The sequence below is a fragment of the Bradyrhizobium sp. CSA112 genome (assembly GCF_029051645.1).
Classification (GTDB): domain Bacteria; phylum Pseudomonadota; class Alphaproteobacteria; order Rhizobiales; family Xanthobacteraceae; genus Bradyrhizobium.
Window position 1 is genome coordinate 59,668 of the sequence record NZ_JAACFS010000004.1, and the last position, 20,096, is coordinate 79,763.

Here is a 20,096-nt window from a genome sequence, read left to right on the forward strand (position 1 = left end):
GCCCGAAATTCAGCTCTGCAGCCGCCAGTGGTCAGGAGTGTGCCGAACTGGCGCAGCCGGGCGCAGTCTGGCGCAATATTCTTCCCTCGCCGGGTAGGCGAACCCCGAGGTTTCCCCTACCCCGCTCACCACTGAAGTCAGAACGCCTTCGCGATGGCGCGCTGGGCGTCCTGCTGAATCGTCTTGAGATGGTTCTGGTCTCGGAAACTCTCGGCGTAGATCTTGTAGACGTCTTCGGTGCCCGACGGCCGCGCGGCAAACCATCCCGCCTCGGACTCGACCTTGATGCCGCCGAAGGTCTGATCGTTACCCGGCGCCCGGATCCGAATCGCACTGACCGGTTCACCGGCAAGCTGGCGCATGTCGAGTTGCTCCGGCCCGAGCGCCTTCAGTGCGCTCTTCTGTTTCGGCGTCGCCGGTACATCGATTCGCTCGTAATAGGGCACGCCGAGTTCGGCTGTCAGTCCGGCAAACAACTGGCTCGGATCGCGGCCGGTGCGGCCGAGGATTTCGGCGGCGAGCAGCCCCATCACCACGCCGTCCTTGTCGGTCGTCCACACCGAGCCGTCGCGCTTGAGGAACGATGCGCCGGCGCTCTCCTCGCCGGCGAAGCCGAACGCACCGGTGCCGAGACCTTCGACGAACCATTTGAAGCCGACCGGGGTTTCCACCAGCTTGCGGTTCAACTTCCTTGCGACGCGGTCGATGATCGAACTGGAGACAATGGTCTTGCCGATCGCGGCCTCCCTGCTCCATTGCGGCCGATGCTCGAACAGATAGGCGATCGCAGCCGCGAGAAAATGATTTGGATTCATCAGGCCACCCGTGCGCGTCACGATGCCGTGCCGATCGGCGTCGGTATCGTTGGCAAAGGCGACATCGAACCTGTCGCGCATCGCAATCAGGCTTGCCATCGCAAATGGCGAGGAACAATCCATCCGGATTTTTCCATCCCAGTCCGCCGTCATGAAACGGAACGTCGGGTCGACGGCGGCGTTCACAACAGTCGCGCTGATTCCGTAGTGCTCGATCAGCGGCTGCCAGTAATGAACGGCGGCGCCGCCCAGCGGATCGATCCCGATTTTCACGCCCGATGATTTGATCAGCGCCATGTCCACGGCATTGCCGAGATCGGCGACATAGGGGCGGATGTAGTCGTACAGATGTGTCGAGGGTGCCTTGCGGGCGCGCTCGTACGGCATTCGCGCCACGCCCTTCATGTCCGCTTCGATATAGGCGTTGGCGGCCTTTTCGACCTTTCCCGTTACGTCGGTATCGGCGGGGCCGCCATGCGGCGGGTTATATTTATAGCCGCCATCCTCCGGCGGATTGTGCGAGGGTGAGATGACGACGCCATCGGCAAGCCCGCTCGTTCGACCCTTGTTGTAGCTCAAGATCGCATGCGAGATGACAGGCGTCGGCGTATAGCCGCTGCGCTCATCGATCATGATGTCGATGCCGTTAGCGGCAAACACTTCTACCGCGCTCACCAGCGCCGGCTCGGCGAGCGCGTGCGTATCGATGCCGAGGAACAGCGGGCCGGTGAGCCCGGTTTCGCGGCGGTGATCGCAGATCGCCTGCGTCGTCGCCAGGATATGATTTTCGTTGAACGAGTTCTTCAGCGAAGTCCCGCGATGACCCGAGGTTCCGAAGGCAACGCGCTGGGTGGAATCGGACGGATCCGGTTTCGACGCAAAATAAGCCGTTACCAATTGCGGCACGTTGACGAGGGAGGCGGGGTCGACCGGTTTGCCGGCAGCGGGATTGGGGGCAGTCACATGACCTCACGGAATGGGTGGTTTCGCTGCACTATACTTGGAAGCGATAGCGTGGGCAAAGTTGAGCATCACGCCAACCAAGGCGATGCAGCCGCTTCTAGTAAACGCCGCGCTGCCGAACCGGTTTCCTGTCGCCATGCGCGAGACCGCGCGATTCCTGCTCGAACCCACGCGCCTGTCGGTCGACGAGATCGCGCTGCGCGTAGGATATGCCGAGCCTTCCACGCCGCGCCGGCTGATCCGGCGCGACACGAAGCACGCGCCCGGACATTTCCGTCCCGCGGCGTGAGTGCCTGTGCGTGCCGAGATGGCGCCGCGTTCCCAACCTCTCCCCGCCTGCGGGGTGAGGGGGTACAGGTCTATCGATAGAGCTCACTCGCGAAGAGAGCCCCTCACCCCGACCCTCTCCGCGTGAAGAACGGGGAGAGGGAATAGAGAGTGAAATGCTCCCTCGCTCGCGATGCCTTGGACGGATCGGCCCCCGCTCGCTTCACCCAGCTTCGATGCACTCTTGCATGATCCGGTCGATCTCGGCGATCGAGAGAACCCCGATCTCGGCAATGAACACGATCCGCACCCGCGGCACCCGGGCCGCCAGTACCCCGGCCGCCAGCGCCCCGCCCGGCGCCAACGTCGCGCGCCCGCCGGCGAGCTGAAACACCATCAACCGGCCGGGCTGCTCCACCGTCTCGAACAATCCCTTCGCTCGAGCGAGCTTCGGCGCCAGACGACCGATCGCTTGCTGCAACCGGGGAAGCGACACCGGCCGTTCCGACGTCCAGCTCAGCGTCTCGAACCGGTCAGCCGCCGGCCGTTGCGGCCTTATCTCGCGCGGCGTCGGCACGCGGTCCACGTCCGCGGGGAACAGCAGCGCTGCGGGGACTTCGCCATGCAGAGCATCGACCACCACCGCGGCCGGACGCAGCGCCCGGACAGTATCGCGCAACTGTGCGCGCCCCACCGCATCCACCAGATCCACCTTGCTGAAGGCCACCACATCGGCCGTCCGGAGCTGAGAGCGCAGCAACGCGTCGTTCAACGTCTCTGCCGGTGTCGTCGCGTCCACTACGCACAGCACCGTTTCCAGCGGCGCCTCCCGCCAGATCAGGGGATCCATCAGGTTGCGCACAATATCCGAGGGATCGGCGATCCCGCTGGTTTCGATCACGATGAACTCCGGCCGCGGATCACGCCGCAGCAGGGCGGCGAGCGTGCGCAACAGATCGCCTTCCAGCGAGCAACAGATGCAGCCATTGCTTAGGCTGACCACCCCATCGCTGGCGCCCGCGATCAGCTCCGCATCGATGTTGATCGCGCCGAAATCGTTGACCACGGCGGCAATCCGCCGCCCCTCCGCATGCACCAGCAGGTGGTTCACGACCGTGGTCTTGCCCGCCCCGAGGAAGCCGGTCACCAGCAGGATCGGAACCGGCACAATCAACTCTCTGCAACGGACCGGCGCACCGGCCGGCCGGGCCTCGCCGCCACATCCAGCACACCATCTGATATCAGCGGCCGGCCGCTGACCACCAGATGCCGTACCCCCTCTGACGGGCGGTTCATCGCCGAGAAAGTCGCCCGGTCGGTCAGCGCCTCGAAATCGAACACGACAATGTCGGCATCCGCACCCACCTGCAGCCTTCCCTTGGTGCGCATGGCGGGTGTGCTGCGGGAAAGGATCTCCGCCGGGATCAGGGCGCATTTGCGGACGCCTTCCAAGAGCGATAGCGCCTTGCGCTCACGCACCCACTCGCGGATGAAACGGGTGAAGCAACCCGCTGAGCGCGGATGCGAGGTGGCATCGTCCGGCAGCGGCCAGGTGTCGCCGGTATAAACGCTGCCGTCCGACAGCGTCCAGGGCATCGCGTCGGACGCAATCGCGCCGCCCGGATACAGCACCGAGATGTCCAGGAGGTCGCGGTGATGCGGATTGTTGTCCGTATCCAGGATATGCCACAGCACCAGCGTAGAGGGCTCCTCGGCCTGTGCCGCCAGCAGCTCCTTCCGGTCGCGGAAGCGCCGCCCGTCGGTTACCCGCTGCACGGAATCATAGCCGGTGCCATTGCGCGCCTCGAACTCGGGATCGCCAAAGAAGGCCGCCGCCAGCACGGTAGAACCTGTGCCATATGGATAGGCCTCCACCGTGATCGGCAGGCCCTGCGCCTGGGCCTTGGCCACCAGCGCGGCGCAACGCTCCACGTCCGTCTTGCTGGAAGAGTTGAAGTGGCAGATGTGCATGTGCGCGCCGGTGGCGCCCGCATAGCCGATCAGGCGGATATAGGCCTCGGCGGCGCTTTCGGGGTCGATCCGGGACATGTAGGCGACGTGGGTGAAGGTCGCTACATCGTGCGCCGCCGCCAGTTGGCACACCGCGGTCAGCTCCTGCACCCCGGCGCCCGGTGCATAGGCGTTGAGGATGCCGATGCCGATGCCGCCCTCGTTCAGTCCGTTTGCAAGGCGGTCGAGGATGCCGGCCACCTCGGCGTCGCTGGCCACGTTGTCGATCCAGCGGCGATCGCGCATGGCATTGCCGAACGCCTCCAGCGAGCTTTCCGCGTTGGAGCCGGTCATCGCGCCGATGCGCGCGAAGGCCCAGTTGGCGGCGGCGCCGTAGTTCAGCACGCGTCCCTGAGCGGCCTGGCGCAGATACCAGGATGCGACCGGCAATACTCCGGCCTCAAGGTCGAGCGTCGTCGTCACCCCGTCGAACGCCTGCATGCGGTCGGCCGGGATCGACTGGCCGTGGGCATGCAGGTCGATGAAGCCGGGAGCCACCACCAGCCCGGTCGCGTCGATCACCCGTTCGGCGCCGCCGAGCCCGGTGCCGACAGCGGAGATCTGGCCATCCAGCACCGCCACATCGCCAATGGCGTCCATCCCGCTTGCCGGATCCACCACCCGGCCGCCACTGATTACCAAGCCACCCATATCGCCACTCCTCAACGCAAAAACTTCAGGTCCGGCAAGGCCGGCAGCAGCTCGGCAGGCACGTAGACCGAACCGTCTCGACTCCAATAGAGGCAGATTTTCGGACCGACGACCACCTCCGCCGACGCTGACGCATTATGCGAGAAGCCTCACGCTGCGCCGGCTGATCCGGCGCGACACGAATATTCGCCCGGGCATTTCCGTCCGGCGGCGTGAGTTGCTCGATGCGTCAATCGCCAACCAGCTAAAGACGCACGTTGAGTGTACGCGCCGAAGCGCAGCGCTCCAGCCTCCCATATTTTCGAACGCGGCCTGACTGTCGTAACTACCGATCAATCGTGCACCCCGCGGGACCAGTAGGAATTTTCCGATCGAGGTGTCATAGACATGCTCGGTCACCTGCGCCGTTCCCTGGCCGGGCAGATCGGATTGGATGTCTGTGAGGGGCGCGGCTGGAATTACAATCCCTCGCTCTTGCATGATGGTTGTGGCTGATGCGTCGCGTTTACCTTGTTCTCGGCTTTATCTTCATCGCGCTCGGCTTTGTCGGCGCATTCTTGCCGGTGCTCCCGACGACGCCATTCCTTATCATCGCGACGACCTGCTTCGCACGATCGTCTCCGCGGCTCGAAAACTGGCTTGTCTCCCATCCTCGCTTCGGGCCGACGCTGCGTGCGTGGCGCGAGCGCGGCGCGATCCCTCTGAGAGCGAAACTGCTGGCCCTTGCGGGCATAAGCGCCGGATTCCTGCTGTTCTGGATCGGAAGCGCGCCGGGCCCGATCCTGATGGCAAGCGTCGGCACACTCATGCTTGCGGGTCTGGTCTATGTCTTCACCAGACCGTCGACTTGACGGCACCGCGCATTGAGCTGCTCGGCCATCGGAAGCACGAGATAGATCGGTGATCGTCGTGCACGATCGCGAGCTGAGTATCATTGGTGCAAATAGCTAAGTCCTGTGCGAGCAGCACAAGGGCGCACATACGACCGGCAATCGCCCGTGAACCAGGAATGGAACCCTCTGGAACCCATCGCGCAGGACGGCTGGCCTTGGAATGGAAAGGCCATCGTGCTTGCCGATCCACCGGACTTCCGCGAGGATGTTGAAGCATTGGTCGGCAAACGAACCCGGAACTGGTCCTGGAGACGATGAGAGGCGGATGAAGACATCCGCCTCACCGTACAGAATCCCGACCATGCAGCTTCTCTGTCTTCCCGGCACCAGCTCGCTCTTGCACGAGGCGACACCATGCCCTCACCTGTTTCGCAGACCTTGATCGACGCTGCGCACGCCTATGAGGCGCTGTTCGTTCCGGCACTCTTTCAGCAATGGGCGCCGATGATGGCAGATGCCGCCAAGATCGAAAGCGGCGATCGCGTTCTGGACGTTGCCTGCGGCACCGGAGTTCTGGCGCGCGAGGCGGCAAGGCGAACCGGACGATCCAGCAGTGTCGCCGCGCTCGATCCAAACGCAGGAATGCTGGCGGTGGCGCGAAGCCTCGCGCCCGGCATTGATTGGCGGGATGGAGCGGCCGAGGCGCTGCCGTTTCCGGATCGTTCGTTTGATGTCGTTGTGTGTCAATTCGGCCTGATGTTCTTTTCGGATCGCGACAAGGCGATCCGGGAGATGCTGCGCGTGATGGTCCCTGGCGGCAGGTGCGCGGTCGCAGTTTGGGATGCCATCGAAAACGCCCCCGCATTCGCTGCCCTCGTGGGCCTGCTGGACCACGTTGCCGGAAGGACCGCCGGTGACGCGCTTCGCGCGCCGTTTGCGCTCGGCGACAGGCAGGTGCTCGCCACGTTGTTCAAGGGCGCCGGGGCCAGCTCGATAAATCTCACGACCTGTAACGGCGCGGCGCGGTTCCCCAACATGCGCGAGTTTGTAGAGGCCGAACTCAGGGGATGGTTACCCGTCATGGGAGTCGTGCTACCGGAGTCGCAGATCGATCGTATCCTGGCAGAGGCGGAAACAATCCTCGCTCGCTATGTCACGGCCGATGGACTTGCGTTCGACATATCCGCGCATCTCGCAACCTGCAGGCGACCTTAGGTCGCGGAGGGTCGCGCTTCGACACCAGGAGCAATCCGGAAGGAGCGGACCATGTCAGTCCAACTCAAGCCTCGTACAAGCGACGTAAACGGCAGGCTTTGCCGACCTAATCGGCCTACGCCCCACTACTTCTTTTTTGGTGTCAGCCAATCTTCGTCTTCGAGACCCGGTGCCCGCTTCTGCTGTTCCAGGATTTTCTTGTACTCCTCGGGGATGACCTGGCTGCGGGATGCCTCGTTCAGCGTCTGCGGGAACCAGGTCGCAATGCCGGGGAAGGCGATCATCAGCCCAACGCAGATCACCTGCAGAATCATGAACTGGAACATGCCGGCGTAGATCGTTGCGAGACTCCAGCCCTTGACCACCTGTTTGAGATAATACGCTGACATGGCGACCGGCGGCGACAGGAAGGCGGTCTGCAGCACCACCGCAACCAATGCGCCGAACCATATGAGGTCGATGCCCATGCCCTTCACGACGGGGTAGAAGATCGGCAGGAATACCAGGATGATGGCCGGCCACTCAAACGGCCAACCCAGCAGAAAAATGAGCAACAGCACGACAATCAGCATGAGGCTGGGCGGCAACTGGAGACCGAGCATCGTCTCGGTGATCCAGTTCGCCGAGCCGAGGCGAGCGAACACCGCACCGAAAATGTTCGACGTGACCGCCAGCAGCAGCACCATGCTCGACGTCGCCATCGTCGAGATCATCGCCCGTTGCAGTCCGCCGAGTGAGAACCTGCCATATGCGACGGCCAGGATAAGCGCGCCGACGCTGCCGATGCCGGCGGCCTCCGTCGGCGTTGCAAGACCCCCGATGATCGAACCGAGCGTCGCCGTGATGAGCCCGAGCAGGGGCAGCGTGCCGATGATCACCTCGCGCGCAATGTACCCCGCCGAGTAGATCCGCTCGTCCATTGGCACCGGCGGCCCGAGTTTGGGGTTCAAGAGGGAGCGGCCCATCAGATAGGCGATGTACATGCCGGCCAGCAGGAAACCCGGCCCGAAGGCTGCAGCATAGAGATCGGCGACCGACACCCCGAGCACCGGCCCCATCACGATCAGCATTACCGACGGGGGAATGAGAATGCCGAGCGTGCCGCCCGCAGTGATGGTGCCCGCTGAAAGCTTCGCGTCATAACCCGCCTTCGTCATGATCGGCGAGGCCATGATGCCAAGAACGGTGACGGCTGCGCCGACGATGCCCGTCGCCATCGCGAACACGGCCGAGGTCAGGATGACGACGAGGAAGAGTGCGCCGCGCACCGGCGCAAGCAGCATGCGGAATGCCCTAAAAAGGCGCTCCATGAGGCCGGCCTGCTCGGTGATGAAGCCCATGAAGATGAACAGCGGTACGGCGGCCAGGAGCTCCTCCTTCATCAGGCCGATGGTCTGGAAGTAGGCAAGGTCGAACACCGTCGCGCCCATGCCGACGTAGCCGAACGCAAAGGCGAGAAACAGCAGCGTGAACGAGATCGGCACGCCGATGAAGATCGCTCCGAGCAGCACCAGAAGCATGATGAGGCCGATGAGCGCTTCTGCGGTCATATCTCGACCTTCTCCTTGTGCTCAAGCTCGACGCCGGTGCGCACCATGTAGATGCTCTTGATCAACTCGGACACGCCCTGGATCAGCAGCAAAAGGCAGGCGAGCGGCACGACGAACTTGAACGGCCACAGCACCGGCCGCCACGGTGTCTGATCCGACATTTCGTTGATCTGCCAGGAATAATGAAACTCGTTCCAGCTAATCAGCAACAGCATGATCAGGCTCGGGAAGAAGAAGACGATATAGGAGATCGTGTCGATCAGGCCCTTCCTGCGGATGGAGAACTTCTCCCAGAAGAAGTCGGTGCGGATGTGAGCGCCCTTGTGCAGCGCGTAAGCGGCGCCGAGCATGAACAGCGAGCCGTAGAGCATGTAGGTTGCGTCGTAGGCCCATATGGTCGGCGCGTTGAACAGGTAGCGCGCTCCTACCTCGTAGGCGACGGCCAGAACCAGCGGCACCGCCAGCCACGAAATGACCGTGCCGGTCCGATCCGTGAAGCCGTCGATGATCCGGATTATGGCCAGCAGCGCCGGCGACTGTCTGTCTGTTATCTCAGCCATCCCTCCCCCTACCGCCGACCGTTCGCGCCTTGCGGCGCGATGCGGGCCGGCCGCGTGCGAATGGAGGGCGGCCGAACCGGCCGCCCTCGGACGACGCCCTATTTCTCGACGGGGAAGTAGTAGTTCGCCATGAAGGAGTATGGCGGGAAATAGGACCGCTTGTACGGCACCACAGCGCTGGCATAGGCCTTCTGCGAGTCGTGCACCTTCTTGAAGAATGGGTTCTTGGCGCCCTCGGCCGCCGCGATCTCGTCCCACTTCTTGATGAAGGTCAGCAGGATCTCGGTCGGCGTACGCAGGATCTGTACGCCGTGTTTCTGCTGCATCTCAGTCAACGCATCGGCGTTCTGGCGCTGCCACTTGGTCCACCAGACGAGGAATGTCTCGTTGGCCGCCGACTTGATGATCTCCTGGTGCTGCGGGCTGAGCTCTTTCCACACATCGCCGTTGATCACGATTTCGCCGACCGTCACGTTCTCATGCAGGCCGGGCGAATAGTGGTACTTCCAGACGTTGTGGAAGCCGAGCTGCATGTCCTCGATGCCGCCGACCCATTCCGCGCAATCGATCACGCCGCGCTGTGCGGAGGGAATGATCTCGCCGCCCGGCATGTTGACCACCGTGAAGCCGAGCGCCTGCCAGACTTCGCCGGCCATGCCGGTCTGGCGGCATTTCATGCCCTTCATGTCCTCGACCGTCTGGATCGGCTTCTTGAACCAGCCGAAAGCCTGCGGCCCTGCAGGCAGGATGGGGAATACGACGACGTTGAGCTTGAGCTCCTTCTGATAAAACTCGTTGTACAGATCGAGGCCGCCGCCGTGATAGAACCAGCCCATCACGTCCATGTAGTCCATGCCGAACGTTCCGCCGGGACCGCCGGTGAACAGGATCGCGGTCTTGTTCTTGCCGGTCCAGTAGCCGGCCCAAGCATGCGCGCCGTCGAGCACCTTCTTGTGGGTCGCGTCCAGCACCTCGAAGGCCGGCACGACCTGGCCGGCGGGCATCGCCTCGATCTTCAACGTGCCGGCCGACAGCTTGTTCACCCGCTCGGCGAAGTAGGTGAAGTTATCATAGAGCGTGAGCGACGCCGGCCATGTGGCCTGCATCTTCAGCACCTTCGTCTGTGCCAGGACAGCAGTAGTGGATCCGAAAAACGCCGATACCATCAGGGCAACGGCGATTGATCCCAGAAACAAACGTTTCATGAGTCCTCTCCTCCCTTTGACGACGGGACCATGGCGATCGTTTTCTTCGTTTTTTTGCCGCGCTTGGTCTCGAAACCAAGTCTGCCACCATCCCGACAAATTGTCATCTTGCTTTCTGGCCGCAGCAGGCGCCGACAGGCTGCTGGCTGCGTGGCGCGATTTTGGCGCGGGGTCGCACCGACGAATTCACCGCTGCTTGTTGCACCGCGGCGTGTGGCGAAAAGCTCGGCCTGCTCCATCCCCGGCATTGGGGCTGCTCCCGAATTGCCGATACAGCTCCTTTCCGTTCGGGCCTAAATTATTGGCCGGTGGAGCGTCGGTTCATTTCCTCCAGAAGCTCGCGCATTGCATCGAACTGCGTGCCGAAGCCCTTCCAATCTCCGGACTTCAATCGCTCCACTGCTTGATTGTAGCGATCAAGCGCCTCCCGTGCCTGATTTGCCGCCGGGCCTGTGGCGGGCCTCTCCTCTATCGTGGTTGAAACTGCCGGCGCGCCGGGCTCCATGAACAGCGCTGACAAGGCCTCGGCGAGCGTCTCCTTCATCACCACATGTTCGCCGTACGCTGCGATCACGCGTTTCAGCTCCGGCAGGTGTCCGTGCTCTGCTCGCAGATAGAGCGGCGTTACATAGAGGATCGAGTTCTCGATCGGGATCACAAGCAAGTTCGCACCACGTATCACCCGCGAGCCCATCTGGTTCCACAACGTGATTTGTTGGGTTATCTCGGTGTTCTGATTGATCCGCGCTTCGATCTGGAATGGTCCATAGACGAGCTTCTCCTTGGGAAACTCGTACACGATCAGCTTGCCGTAGTCGGGCGCGTCGCAGCGCGCGGCAAGCCACGCGATCATGTTGTCGCGACGGCTGGGCACCATCGGAAGCATGAGGAAGAACTCAGCCTGCGGCTCGCCGGGCAGCCGCATGATGATGTAGTAAGGCGCCATCATTGCGGTGCCGCCGCCACCCGGCTGGCGCGGGAACTGCCAGAGATCCTCGCGGTTATAGAAAACGTCGGCCGCCTCCATGTGGTAAGTCTGATAGAGCCGCGCCTGGATCAGGAACAGATCCTCCGGATAGCGAATGTGCTTCTGCAGGTCTGACGGCATGGCCGCGAACGGCTTGAACAAGCTCGGAAAGATGCGCTGGAAGGTTGCGGCGATCGGGTCGGCGATGTCCATCAGATAAAAGTCGACGGTTCCGTTATAGGCATCGACGACAACCTTCACTGAATTGCGAATGTAGTTGAGGCGCTGCCCTTGCGCCGGCTGTGCATAGGGGAAATAGGAACTCACCGTATAGGCGTCCTGTATCCAGAACATCCGCCCATCGGTGATGACCAGATAAGGATCGTGATCGAGCCTCAGGAACGGAGCGATCGTCCGCACCCGCTCCTGGATATTGCGGCGGATCATGATCCGGCTGTCGGCGGTGATGTAGTTTGAGAGCACCAGGTTCGGGTCGTTGAAGTAATAAGCAAACAGGCCTCTCCACACCATTGCTCCGATTGGAACGCCACCGGTGCCGTCATAGGCCGCGTAGACATTGTCCTTTCCCTTTGGATAGTCGAACTCAGGTGTGCTCCCTTTGACAATGACGTAGCTGTCGTGCTCTTCGCCGTAGTAGATGCGCGGTTCATGGATCTGCGGGCCTCCGTCGGCAACCGGGGGTATGTCGCGCAAGTAAAGGAATGGCAGCCCTTCGGCGCTCTTGCGAGTGACCGGGCTCATCACCGCGCCGGTGCCGTGAGTAAACAGCACGTGGCGGTTGACCCATGTCTGGGCATTCGGCGGCAGCAAGGAGGGCCGCAGCTCGCGGGCCGAGATCATTACGCTTTGGTAGGAGCCATCGAGCCAATAGCGGTCAACGTCAAGATGATGGAATTTGTAGTAGGTGCGGATCTCCTGCAGTTGCGCGTAGGTATCCGACAAGGGCTGCCAGTCCCACAGCCTGATATTGTCGATTGTCGCCTTGTTGGCGTCGAGCGTCTTGAAGGTAAGCTTCTGTTCGGCAGCGAACGGCTTGGCTGCGATCTGATCGAGATTGTATGCCTGCCGGGTGAGCGCGATGTTGCGCTCAATGTAGGGCTTCTCCAGTTCCAACTCGCTTGGTTTGACAAAGAACTGCCGGAACAGCACGGGAGCGATGCCGGACAGCACCAAAGAGCCGATGACGACAAGCATGACCGCGGCGGCAGGGAGCCGGTAGGTCCTCACCCGGAGGTTCGCCAACGCAGCAACCGCCGCAATGATCGACAGCGCGATCATTAGCCACAGGCCCGGCAGCCCCACATACACATCAGTGTAGCTGGCGCCGACGACGACGCCGTTGTCGCCATAGAGCAGCAGATAGCGGTCGAGAACGTACGACCAGGCCTTCACAACGAGCAGGAGAGTAAGCAACGCCGAGCCGTGAGCGATCGCTGTCGGCGACATTGATCGGCGCTGCACGTCGTATTCGATGTCGCCGTGCACCCAGTAGATCGCTGCGGCGAAAAGCGCGCTCAGAACGAGCGTGAGCAGCATCCAGTTTTTGACGAGGATATAGGCCGGCAGCACGAAGAGATAGAAACCGATGTCCTTGTTGAAGAGCGGATCGTCTGCGCCGTAGGGAACGTGATAGAAGAACTGCAGGATGGCGCCCCAGTTGCCCACCTCTGCCGCGGCAACCAGCAGAGCGAGCAAACCAGCGCTGCCCGCGACGACCCGGGACCATGGCAGCCGGTCGCGCACGACCGCCAACAGGTCGGGCGGCGGCACATTGCCCGCAAGATTCGACACAAAGGCCGCGACGGATTGCGGCGGCTGGCGTCGGGCAAAGCGCACCGCGAGCCATCCATTCAACCAAAGAACGAGCGCAGTTGCGGTCCAGACTGCAAAAAGAACGACGGCTTTGGCGCCGATTGTCGTCCAAAAAACCTGCGGATAGCCGATCGCGGAAAACCACAGCCAGTCAACCAGCAAGTCGCTCGTGAGCCAGAGCAGGATCAGGCAAATCCCAACGAAGACAGCCGCAATGATGGCCCCGACCACGGCGCTTTGCCTTGGCACCTTCCGTTCGGGTCCGGTAATCCCGATCGTCATGGTCTAATGATAGCAGAAATGAAGGATACTTGCCGCTTGATTCATGACGGGATTGCGCGTCACAGCCGGCGACGATCGCGCTTTTTGCAGCCTCTGCGCGTAGCCGGCGCGATCGACAATTGGGCCAGAGCGCTGGCTCATCGACGACCCGACGCTGCGATCAACGTGGCGGCCGCGCTTGTCTGGTCCGTCTTTCAAGCGGCAGGCTCAAACTTGAAGGCCTCAAACCGAAAGCCTATTGCGATCGGTCGAGCTACTCGCCGTTGACATCGAGCACGAAGAGACCCGCGCGGGTGTTCGCGACGTGTCAGACCCAGCGTACCCGGTGCTGGCGCGGACCTTGAGGGCACGCAAGGATAACATTCAGGCCACGATGACTTCGCTGAAGGCGCTGGTTCACGCCTCCGAAGCGGCCAAGGTCAGCGGAAGAGAGACAGCCGCCGCGGGGGAGAAAAACGCGGCCGCGTGAATTCAAACCACCATTGTCTGGAGAAGGAAACGAGCGGCAACCAGCGAACCGACTTACCACGGGCCTCCACGCGATGTCCGACGTGAGTCCGGAATGCATAGCAAAGCGGACGGCCGCCAACCAATCTGAATTTATGGGTTCAAGGCGGAAATCGACCGTTCAAGGCTCTACTTCGTGATCGCATGCCTTGTCGGCGTAACGGTTGATGTCGGCGCGGCATTCGAGATGGCGAAGGTCAACCAGACGTTCCAGCCTTCCGGACGGTTTTCTGCGGCAAATTCCCTGTAACCCTTGAAGTTCAAATATCCCTGCTTGTCTCCAATCGGAAAGAGATAGCCGAGTTGGGGGCCAAAGCCGAAAACGCGCGATTTGAATCCGCCGAGGAATGGTGCTGCGCCAATATCGTCAGTGACCTGCTGGTAGGCATATCCGACCATGCCGACGAAGAGCTGCTTGGACAGAAAGTGCGATGCACCCCAGTCGAAATGGAAGTCGATGCCGCTTTGATATTGTGTGGTCGGATTCTCGAAGTTGTAGGTGAAGCCGGCAACGCCGGAAAATTCGATACCCGTCGCCGGGTTGAGGTAGGTATAGCCGGCGCCGAAGTCGATGCCGCCATGCCCGATGCCTATGTTGGAGAGGCGTCGCGAGTCGTAGGCTCCGACCGGAATGTCGCCGAACCCGTAGACCATGTAGTTGTGGACGCCGTGATTCCATTTCAGCGTCACCAACGGATAGAGATCACCGACGCCGGTCAGCGAATCCGACAGAACCCCACTGCGTGTCGCGACAATGGGGCCGACCTGTGCGGTCAGCGTCCCGGCGATGCTGGTGTCAACGTTGCCGACGGCGCCAATTACGCTGACGGCAAGTTGGCCGCCGAGCACGGGCGTCGCGAAGGTGTAGGTTGGCGCAATAAACAACAGATCGCCACGGGCATCCAGATTGGCGTTGAGATTGACGTTTGCCGTCGCCGGCACCTGGCCTATCGAGATTTGTCGTGCTGCCGCAACGTTGCCGGAAGCTTCCACACTGGTGTGATAGGCCACCGTGCCGAGTGACCATCCCGGAACCGCCGGGGCGGCAGCCAGGCTACCGAAAAACCCGGGAAGCCAAAGGGACACGCCGTTCTCATCCGCCTGGGCTGCCTGAGAATGAAGCGCCAACGCTGCGGCGGTAAATGCCATCCGGCAAATATTCGAGGAAGCGATTTTCATCTTAACCTCCCAAAAACGCGCACAACCAATCAGATCAGAATCGAGGTCCTAAGTCTGTGGTTGTGCGGCCACAGGCCACTTAAAAGCGACTCGCTCCAAGAAATGTTATCGCAGGCCAACTACCCGTTAGTCATCCATAGCTGGCGTCTCGGACTGACTCCTTTGCCGACGCGTTACCTTGCTGCGGGCTCGGGCGGTCGGTAAGGATCGGGAGTTCCAAGTTTAATCGGAGGGTACCTCCTGAAGCTCGCCTCCAACTCGGCAATGATCCTCACGGCTGGGTCGGCAACCCATGAGTTGTAAGCCGCTACATCGCGCTCCTCCTTGCGGTCAGTGAGCAAATTGATGATCTTCGGCAAAGGCAATTTCTGCGGCGTGGCATACATGTTTTCCTGCCAGATCAAGTGCACTTTCCAGTTTCGCCATTTGACGGCCGACAGCCGATCGGCGACGTAAGCAGGGAATCCTTCGCGATTGGACCTCTCCTGCTCGCCGAGGAAAAACTCGAGCTGATCCACGCCATCGATTGGACGATCCGTAGGGATCTCTGCTCCGCCGACGCGGGCGAGAGTGGTGAATAGGTCAACGATGTGTACCATTTCGTTGTTGACCCGTCCGGCCGGCACTTTTCCCGGCCAGCGAATGATGAACGGTGCCCGCAGCGAGCCCTCCATCGCCGTGAAGTAAGTACCGCGCCACGGTCCATTGTCCCCTTCCCAAGGGTGGGTTGCCTCCGGCCCATTGTCACTGGCGAATATAACGAGCGTATCGTTTTCGATACCTGCTTCCTTGATAGCGTCGAGAATTTGGCCGGTGCGATAATCCATCTCGGCCAGGCAATCGGCCCAATCCCCATTGCCGGTCCTGCCTGCGAACTCCAGATTTGGAAGCGTTGGCATGTGCACCTGCGCGAACGGAACATAGGCGTAGAACGGCTTGCCTGCGCCCGCGTTGCGCTTGATAAATTCCACCGCACGACCTGCGATTTCGGCATCCATGGTGCGGCGGCGATCCACGTCCAGCACCGCAATCTGCCGAGGTTTTTCACCCTTGCGGGCTCCGTAGATATGCTGGGGATGAACTACCTTGGCATCCCAACCTTGCCTATTCCCGACCGACGGCCACATGCTCTTCGTCTCGTCCAGCGACGGCCACATCGCCTCGTCGTACGTACGCGGGATGCCATACCACTCGTCGAACCCCTGATTGGTGGGCATCCGGTCTTCGGCGCTGCCAAGGTGCCACTTCCCCCACATCCCGGTTGCATAGCCTTGTGCCGACAATAGCTCCGCGGTCGTGATCTCCCATTGAGTCAATCCGTCGGGGACACCACCGACCGGGACTTCGTAGGTGCCGGAGCGGATGGCGAAGCGCCCCGTGAGCAGCGCCGAGCGTGACGGCGTGCATTGTGCTTCAACATTGAAGTTGAGCAGGCGCATACCTTCATTGGCGAGGGCGTCGATGCGCGGAGTGGATGCACCGCGAAGGATCCCGCCGCCATAGACGCCCAACTCGCCATAGCCCAGATTGTCCGCCAGCATAACGACAATGTTGGGCTTCTTTGGTTGCTGTGCGGCGACGGGCGCGCTGGCAATCGTCACGGCCACGAGCGACGCCAGCGAACCGAGCCAAATGCTCTTGTTCTTCTGCATTTGTTGGGATCTCGCGTCGATCGGTCGTAGTAAGCGACCCACGTCAGTCAAAAGCAAAGATCCGCTTCCAGTCCCTCTTCATGTCGACCACGGTCCACTTGTTCACCGCTGCGGCGTCCAGTGCTACGTCGAGCTTGCCGAAATGCGAATGGCGGTCGTAGGCATATTCGCGCTCCGCATCGGTGTGGTGCACAATCAGCCCGAACCGCGCGCCACTGGCGCCGAGCGTCGCCCATTGCAGCATTTCGAGATCGCCGTCGGAATTGCCGAAGGCCGCAATCGGACGACGGCCGATATGCTCGTTGATGCCGATCGGCTTGCCAGTCTTGTCGTCGATGAAGTTGATTTCGGGCAGCCGGAAGAGCGTTGGCGCACCGTCTTTCATCTCGAATCGGGTCTTGATCGACGATCCGACGACCTGCTCCGGAGGTATTCCGTAGATCCGCTCGGTCCAGGGCCGCATGAACTCGATACCGCCGCCCGACGCGATGAAGGTCTTGAAACCATAGGCGCGTAGGTAAGCGAGCAGTTCCAGCATCGGCTGGTAGACCAGTTCGGTATAGGGCCGCTTGAAGCGGTGATCACGCGCGGTCGCGAGCCAGTCGGTAACGATCTTCTCAAACTCCGCCGTGGTCATGCCGGCATGCGTCACCGCGATGATTTCGACCAATCCTTTTTCGCCGGAAGCCGCAAGCGCCTTCAGGTCGCCGTCCAGCACCGCTGCGAACGGCTGCTTGGTCTTCCAGTCCGGATGCATCGGCGCAAGGGCCTTCACCCGATCGAGCGCAAAAGCCAATTGGATATACATCGGCTGCTCGATCCAGAGCGTACCGTCATTGTCGAAGGTCGCGATGCGCTGGTCGACCGGTACGAAGAAGGGCCCGCCTTGCGTCGTGACGCGCGTGACAAAATCGAGGATCGACGATTTGGTCGCGCCCTCGTTCCAGGACGGGAGCGGATCGCGTGCCTGTGCCAGCGCGGAGGTCGAGCGGAGCGAGGCAGAGAGCAAGGGTAGCATCGCCAGCGACGAGAGTAGGACGCGGCGGTCGACGAGCGGAAATTGCACGATCGGTTTCATGGTTGATCCCCTAGGTTCGTTCCCCGGAGCCAGTTTTCAATCATCATGCTGCAAAGGCCTATGCATGGCTTGCGCAGTCCTCAGTAGCAGGGCGGATAGGGATAATAGCCGCAGTAGGGATAGGCGGCATTTGCAGCCGCCGCACCCAGCGCAGCCCCGCCCACCGCGGCGGCACCGACTGCTGCAGCACCGTAGCCCCCGCGATACCAGGCACCACGAGCGACGTAGGGACGACCCCCGACCCGCGCGTAGCCGCCGCGGAAGCCCGCCGCGTGGAAGCCACCCATGCCGCCCGCGTGGAAGCCACCACCGTGAAAGCCGCCAAACCCGAAGCGGTCGATGAAGAGCGCCGCCGGCCCGTCGCCGCCGGAAAGATCACCTTCGAGCACATCGACATCGAAAGTCAGCCGGTCACCCTCGAGCTTCGCCGTCTTCAGCACCACGACGGCGTCGCGGATTTTTGAGCTGTCCGTGCTGAACACCGAGACGGTGGCGTTCGGCGGATCCTTGGTAAAGCTCTCATCGCTGGCATTGTTTGGCGACCATTCCTCCAGCAGGTGGGCCGTGAGCGAATGCCCTGCCGCCCGCACCGGGCGGTCCGCGAAAACGATCGAGTTGGGTGCCACGCCGGTGAGTGTCAGCTTCCCGCCCTGCAGGCTGGCGCCGCGGGCGTTCATGACGATCAGGGATGGCACAATCTCCGGCTTGGCCTGGCCGATCGTCTTCTGCAGCGGCTCGTGCTGCGGCGTCGAAGGCGTGGTCTGGGCCAGCGCCGGTGCTGCCCCGCAGAGGAGGAAGGCGATAATCACGCAGCCAGTTCGACTCTTGACGGTCATGATGGACTCCTTGCTTCGTTCTGAATCATGGCGCGAATTCAATTGCTGGACGGTGGATTCCTTAGCTTCTCCATCGCCTGTTCGACGGAAAACGAACCTGGTCGTTGCCGCGGCGGAAACTGCTGGAAACTCATAAGGTGCTGCCCCACGATCGCCTGCGCGGGAACGAGCACAAAGGCGTGCTCGACGAACCACCTGACGTAATCGCCGGCTTCGTGCTGGGCTCGTTCGAACGGATCGGACCGGAGGTTGAACAGCGACGGCAAGCGAAGCTGGACCATCGGTTGCGCCCACACGTCAAATCCATGGGCCTTCTGTTCCATGAATACGGCCTTCCATTGGTCGTAACGAAGACCGGCAAGATTGCCGTCGTCAGTCCAGTAGAAGAATTCGCGGCGCTTGTTGGCGCCCTTGCGGGCGAGAAGGTCGCGCTGATCGTAGCCGTCGAGGTGGACCTTGAAGTTCTTGCCGCCGGCATCGTAGCCCACCAGCAGCTTTGTCTTGACATCGGGCTCGCCCGCCGCCGCGATCAGCGTCGTCGTCCAATCCTCCGCCGAAAACACGTCGTTGATTTCGGTCCGTGCCGGCACCAGACCGGGCCAGCGAACCATTGCGGGGACGCGATAGCCACCCTCCCAGTTGGTATTCTTCTCGCCTCGGAAAGGCGTCGTGCCGCCGTCCGGCCAGGAAAATGTTTCCGCACCGTTATCGGTCGTGTAGATCACGATCGTGTTGTTGGCGATGCCGAGATCATCAAGTTTTTTCAGCAATTGCCCGACTTGCCCGTCATGCTCGACCATGCCGTCAGGATAGATACCAAGGCCGGTTTTTCCCTGGGATTCGGCCTTGAGACGCGTCCATATGTGCATGCGGCTCGAATTGAACCAAACAAAGAAGGGCTTCCTGTCGCGATTCGCGCGGTCGATGAAATCAACTGATGCGCGAAGGAATTCCTCGTCGACTGTCTCCATCCGCTTCTTGGTGAGCGGTCCCGTGTCCTCGCACTTTTGTTTGCCCCATGGGCCGAAGCGCGGATCATCGCCGGGCGTGTCGACGGTGGTCGCGACGCATTTCATGACGCCGCGCGGACCAAACTGCGCCCTGAATGCAGGATTTTTCGGATAGTCCGGATGCTCCGGCTCGTCTTCCGCATTTAAATGATAGAGGTTGCCGAAAAACTCGTCGAAGCCGTGAACCGTGGGCAGAAATTCGTTGCGATCCCCGAGATGGTTCTTGCCGAATTGCCCGGTCGCATAGCCCTGCGGCTTGAGCAGATCGGCAATGGTCGGATCCTGTCCAGACAGGCCTTCCTTCGCTCCCGGCAGGCCCACCTTCAAGAGCCCAGTCCGCAATGGACTCTGGCCGGTGATGAACGCCGCGCGGCCTGCGGTGCAGGACTGCTGTCCGTAATAGTCGGTAAAGATTGCGCCTTCGTTCGCGATGCGGTCGATGTTGGGCGTGCGGTAGCCCATCATGCCGCGATTGTAGGCGCTGATGTTCCAGTAGCCGACGTCATCGCCCATGATAACGAGGATGTTGGGCTTTTGCTGTTGCTGGGCGGAAAGCGGCGAGACCAGCGCCGTCGCGGCAGCGAGCGATGAGAGAAGACCGACACAAGCGTTCCTGACGATACTCATGATAGGTAACCTCCCCATTCACTCAGCGCATTCATCGCTCACCTGTCGTGTGTGGG

The 20,096-nt window shown here is 61.6% G+C and carries 18 protein-coding genes; 4 read left to right on the plus strand and 14 right to left on the minus strand.

What is annotated here, in order from left to right; all coding sequences use genetic code 11:
- Positions 1-137: 137 nt before the first annotated feature.
- Entirely contained in the window at positions 138-1,778 is a 1,641-nt protein-coding gene (gene pgm, locus GWE18_RS10255; protein WP_275185652.1) for a phosphoglucomutase (alpha-D-glucose-1,6-bisphosphate-dependent), read from the minus strand.
- A 61-nt stretch (positions 1,779-1,839) separates the two neighbouring features.
- Between pgm and GWE18_RS10260 the strand changes: the two genes are divergently transcribed.
- Complete coding sequence (locus GWE18_RS10260; protein WP_275185653.1) at positions 1,840-2,067, plus strand: hypothetical protein; 228 nt, start codon at positions 1,840-1,842, stop codon at positions 2,065-2,067.
- 201 nt (positions 2,068-2,268) lie between these two features.
- Here the strand turns inward: GWE18_RS10260 and GWE18_RS10265 are convergent, their stop codons facing one another.
- From GWE18_RS10265 to GWE18_RS42260, 3 genes are all read right to left on the minus strand, one after another.
- Positions 2,269-3,213: a GTP-binding protein gene (locus GWE18_RS10265; RefSeq protein WP_275185654.1), complete on the minus strand. Its 945-nt coding sequence runs from the start codon at positions 3,211-3,213 to the stop codon at positions 2,269-2,271.
- Positions 3,214-3,215: 2 nt separating this feature from the next.
- The gene (locus GWE18_RS10270; protein WP_275185655.1) at positions 3,216-4,706 is read right to left on the minus strand and encodes an amidohydrolase family protein; all 1,491 of its coding nucleotides are present in this window, start codon (positions 4,704-4,706) and stop codon (positions 3,216-3,218) included.
- Between the two features lie 135 nt (positions 4,707-4,841).
- Positions 4,842-5,186 carry a TrbI/VirB10 family protein gene (locus GWE18_RS42260; RefSeq protein WP_342804246.1) on the minus strand — a complete coding sequence of 115 codons (345 nt, stop codon included), beginning with the start codon at positions 5,184-5,186 and terminating at the stop codon, positions 4,842-4,844.
- Positions 5,187-5,200: 14 nt separating this feature from the next.
- On the opposite strand from GWE18_RS42260, the gene GWE18_RS10280 reads away from it, so the two are divergent.
- Both GWE18_RS10280 and GWE18_RS10285 read left to right on the plus strand, forming a co-directional pair.
- Positions 5,201-5,557, plus strand: coding sequence for a YbaN family protein (locus GWE18_RS10280; RefSeq protein ID WP_275185656.1), 357 nt, complete (start codon positions 5,201-5,203; stop codon positions 5,555-5,557).
- Between the two features lie 396 nt (positions 5,558-5,953).
- Positions 5,954-6,754: a methyltransferase domain-containing protein gene (locus GWE18_RS10285; protein WP_275185657.1), complete on the plus strand. Its 801-nt coding sequence runs from the start codon at positions 5,954-5,956 to the stop codon at positions 6,752-6,754.
- A 125-nt stretch (positions 6,755-6,879) separates the two neighbouring features.
- Here GWE18_RS10285 and GWE18_RS10290 read toward each other — a convergent pair whose 3' ends face one another.
- The 5 genes from GWE18_RS10290 to GWE18_RS10310 all read right to left on the minus strand — a co-directional run bounded on the left by GWE18_RS10290 (position 6,880) and on the right by GWE18_RS10310 (position 13,151).
- Positions 6,880-8,304: a TRAP transporter large permease subunit gene (locus GWE18_RS10290; RefSeq protein WP_275185658.1), complete on the minus strand. Its 1,425-nt coding sequence runs from the start codon at positions 8,302-8,304 to the stop codon at positions 6,880-6,882.
- Entirely contained in the window at positions 8,301-8,864 is a 564-nt protein-coding gene (locus GWE18_RS10295; protein ID WP_275185659.1) for a TRAP transporter small permease subunit, read from the minus strand. The genes GWE18_RS10290 and GWE18_RS10295 overlap by 4 nt, the downstream gene beginning before the upstream one ends.
- 98 nt (positions 8,865-8,962) lie before the next feature.
- Positions 8,963-10,069 carry a TRAP transporter substrate-binding protein gene (locus GWE18_RS10300; RefSeq protein ID WP_275185660.1) on the minus strand — a complete coding sequence of 369 codons (1,107 nt, stop codon included), beginning with the start codon at positions 10,067-10,069 and terminating at the stop codon, positions 8,963-8,965.
- The gene (locus tag GWE18_RS10305) at positions 10,066-10,317 is read right to left on the minus strand and encodes a hypothetical protein (RefSeq protein WP_275185661.1); all 252 of its coding nucleotides are present in this window, start codon (positions 10,315-10,317) and stop codon (positions 10,066-10,068) included. The genes GWE18_RS10300 and GWE18_RS10305 overlap by 4 nt, the downstream gene beginning before the upstream one ends.
- 50 nt (positions 10,318-10,367) lie before the next feature.
- The gene (locus GWE18_RS10310; protein ID WP_275185662.1) at positions 10,368-13,151 is read right to left on the minus strand and encodes a UPF0182 family protein; all 2,784 of its coding nucleotides are present in this window, start codon (positions 13,149-13,151) and stop codon (positions 10,368-10,370) included.
- Between the two features lie 304 nt (positions 13,152-13,455).
- Between GWE18_RS10310 and GWE18_RS10315 the strand changes: the two genes are divergently transcribed.
- Entirely contained in the window at positions 13,456-13,620 is a 165-nt protein-coding gene (locus GWE18_RS10315; RefSeq protein WP_275185663.1) for a hypothetical protein, read from the plus strand.
- A 167-nt stretch (positions 13,621-13,787) separates the two neighbouring features.
- Here the strand turns inward: GWE18_RS10315 and GWE18_RS10320 are convergent, their stop codons facing one another.
- The 5 genes from GWE18_RS10320 to GWE18_RS10340 all read right to left on the minus strand — a co-directional run bounded on the left by GWE18_RS10320 (position 13,788) and on the right by GWE18_RS10340 (position 20,040).
- Positions 13,788-14,807, minus strand: a complete 1,020-nt coding sequence (locus GWE18_RS10320; RefSeq protein ID WP_275185987.1) for a transporter — start codon at positions 14,805-14,807, stop codon at positions 13,788-13,790.
- A gap of 203 nt (positions 14,808-15,010) precedes the next feature.
- Complete coding sequence (locus tag GWE18_RS10325; RefSeq protein ID WP_275185664.1) at positions 15,011-16,489, minus strand: arylsulfatase; 1,479 nt, start codon at positions 16,487-16,489, stop codon at positions 15,011-15,013.
- A 43-nt stretch (positions 16,490-16,532) separates the two neighbouring features.
- A complete protein-coding gene (locus tag GWE18_RS10330) occupies positions 16,533-17,567 on the minus strand; it encodes an HAD family hydrolase (RefSeq protein ID WP_275185665.1) in 1,035 nt (344 codons plus the stop codon).
- 80 nt (positions 17,568-17,647) lie between these two features.
- Complete coding sequence (locus GWE18_RS10335) at positions 17,648-18,403, minus strand: hypothetical protein (protein ID WP_275185666.1); 756 nt, start codon at positions 18,401-18,403, stop codon at positions 17,648-17,650.
- Positions 18,404-18,441: 38 nt separating this feature from the next.
- Positions 18,442-20,040: an arylsulfatase gene (locus GWE18_RS10340; RefSeq protein ID WP_275185667.1), complete on the minus strand. Its 1,599-nt coding sequence runs from the start codon at positions 20,038-20,040 to the stop codon at positions 18,442-18,444.
- Positions 20,041-20,096: the final 56 nt, after the last annotated feature.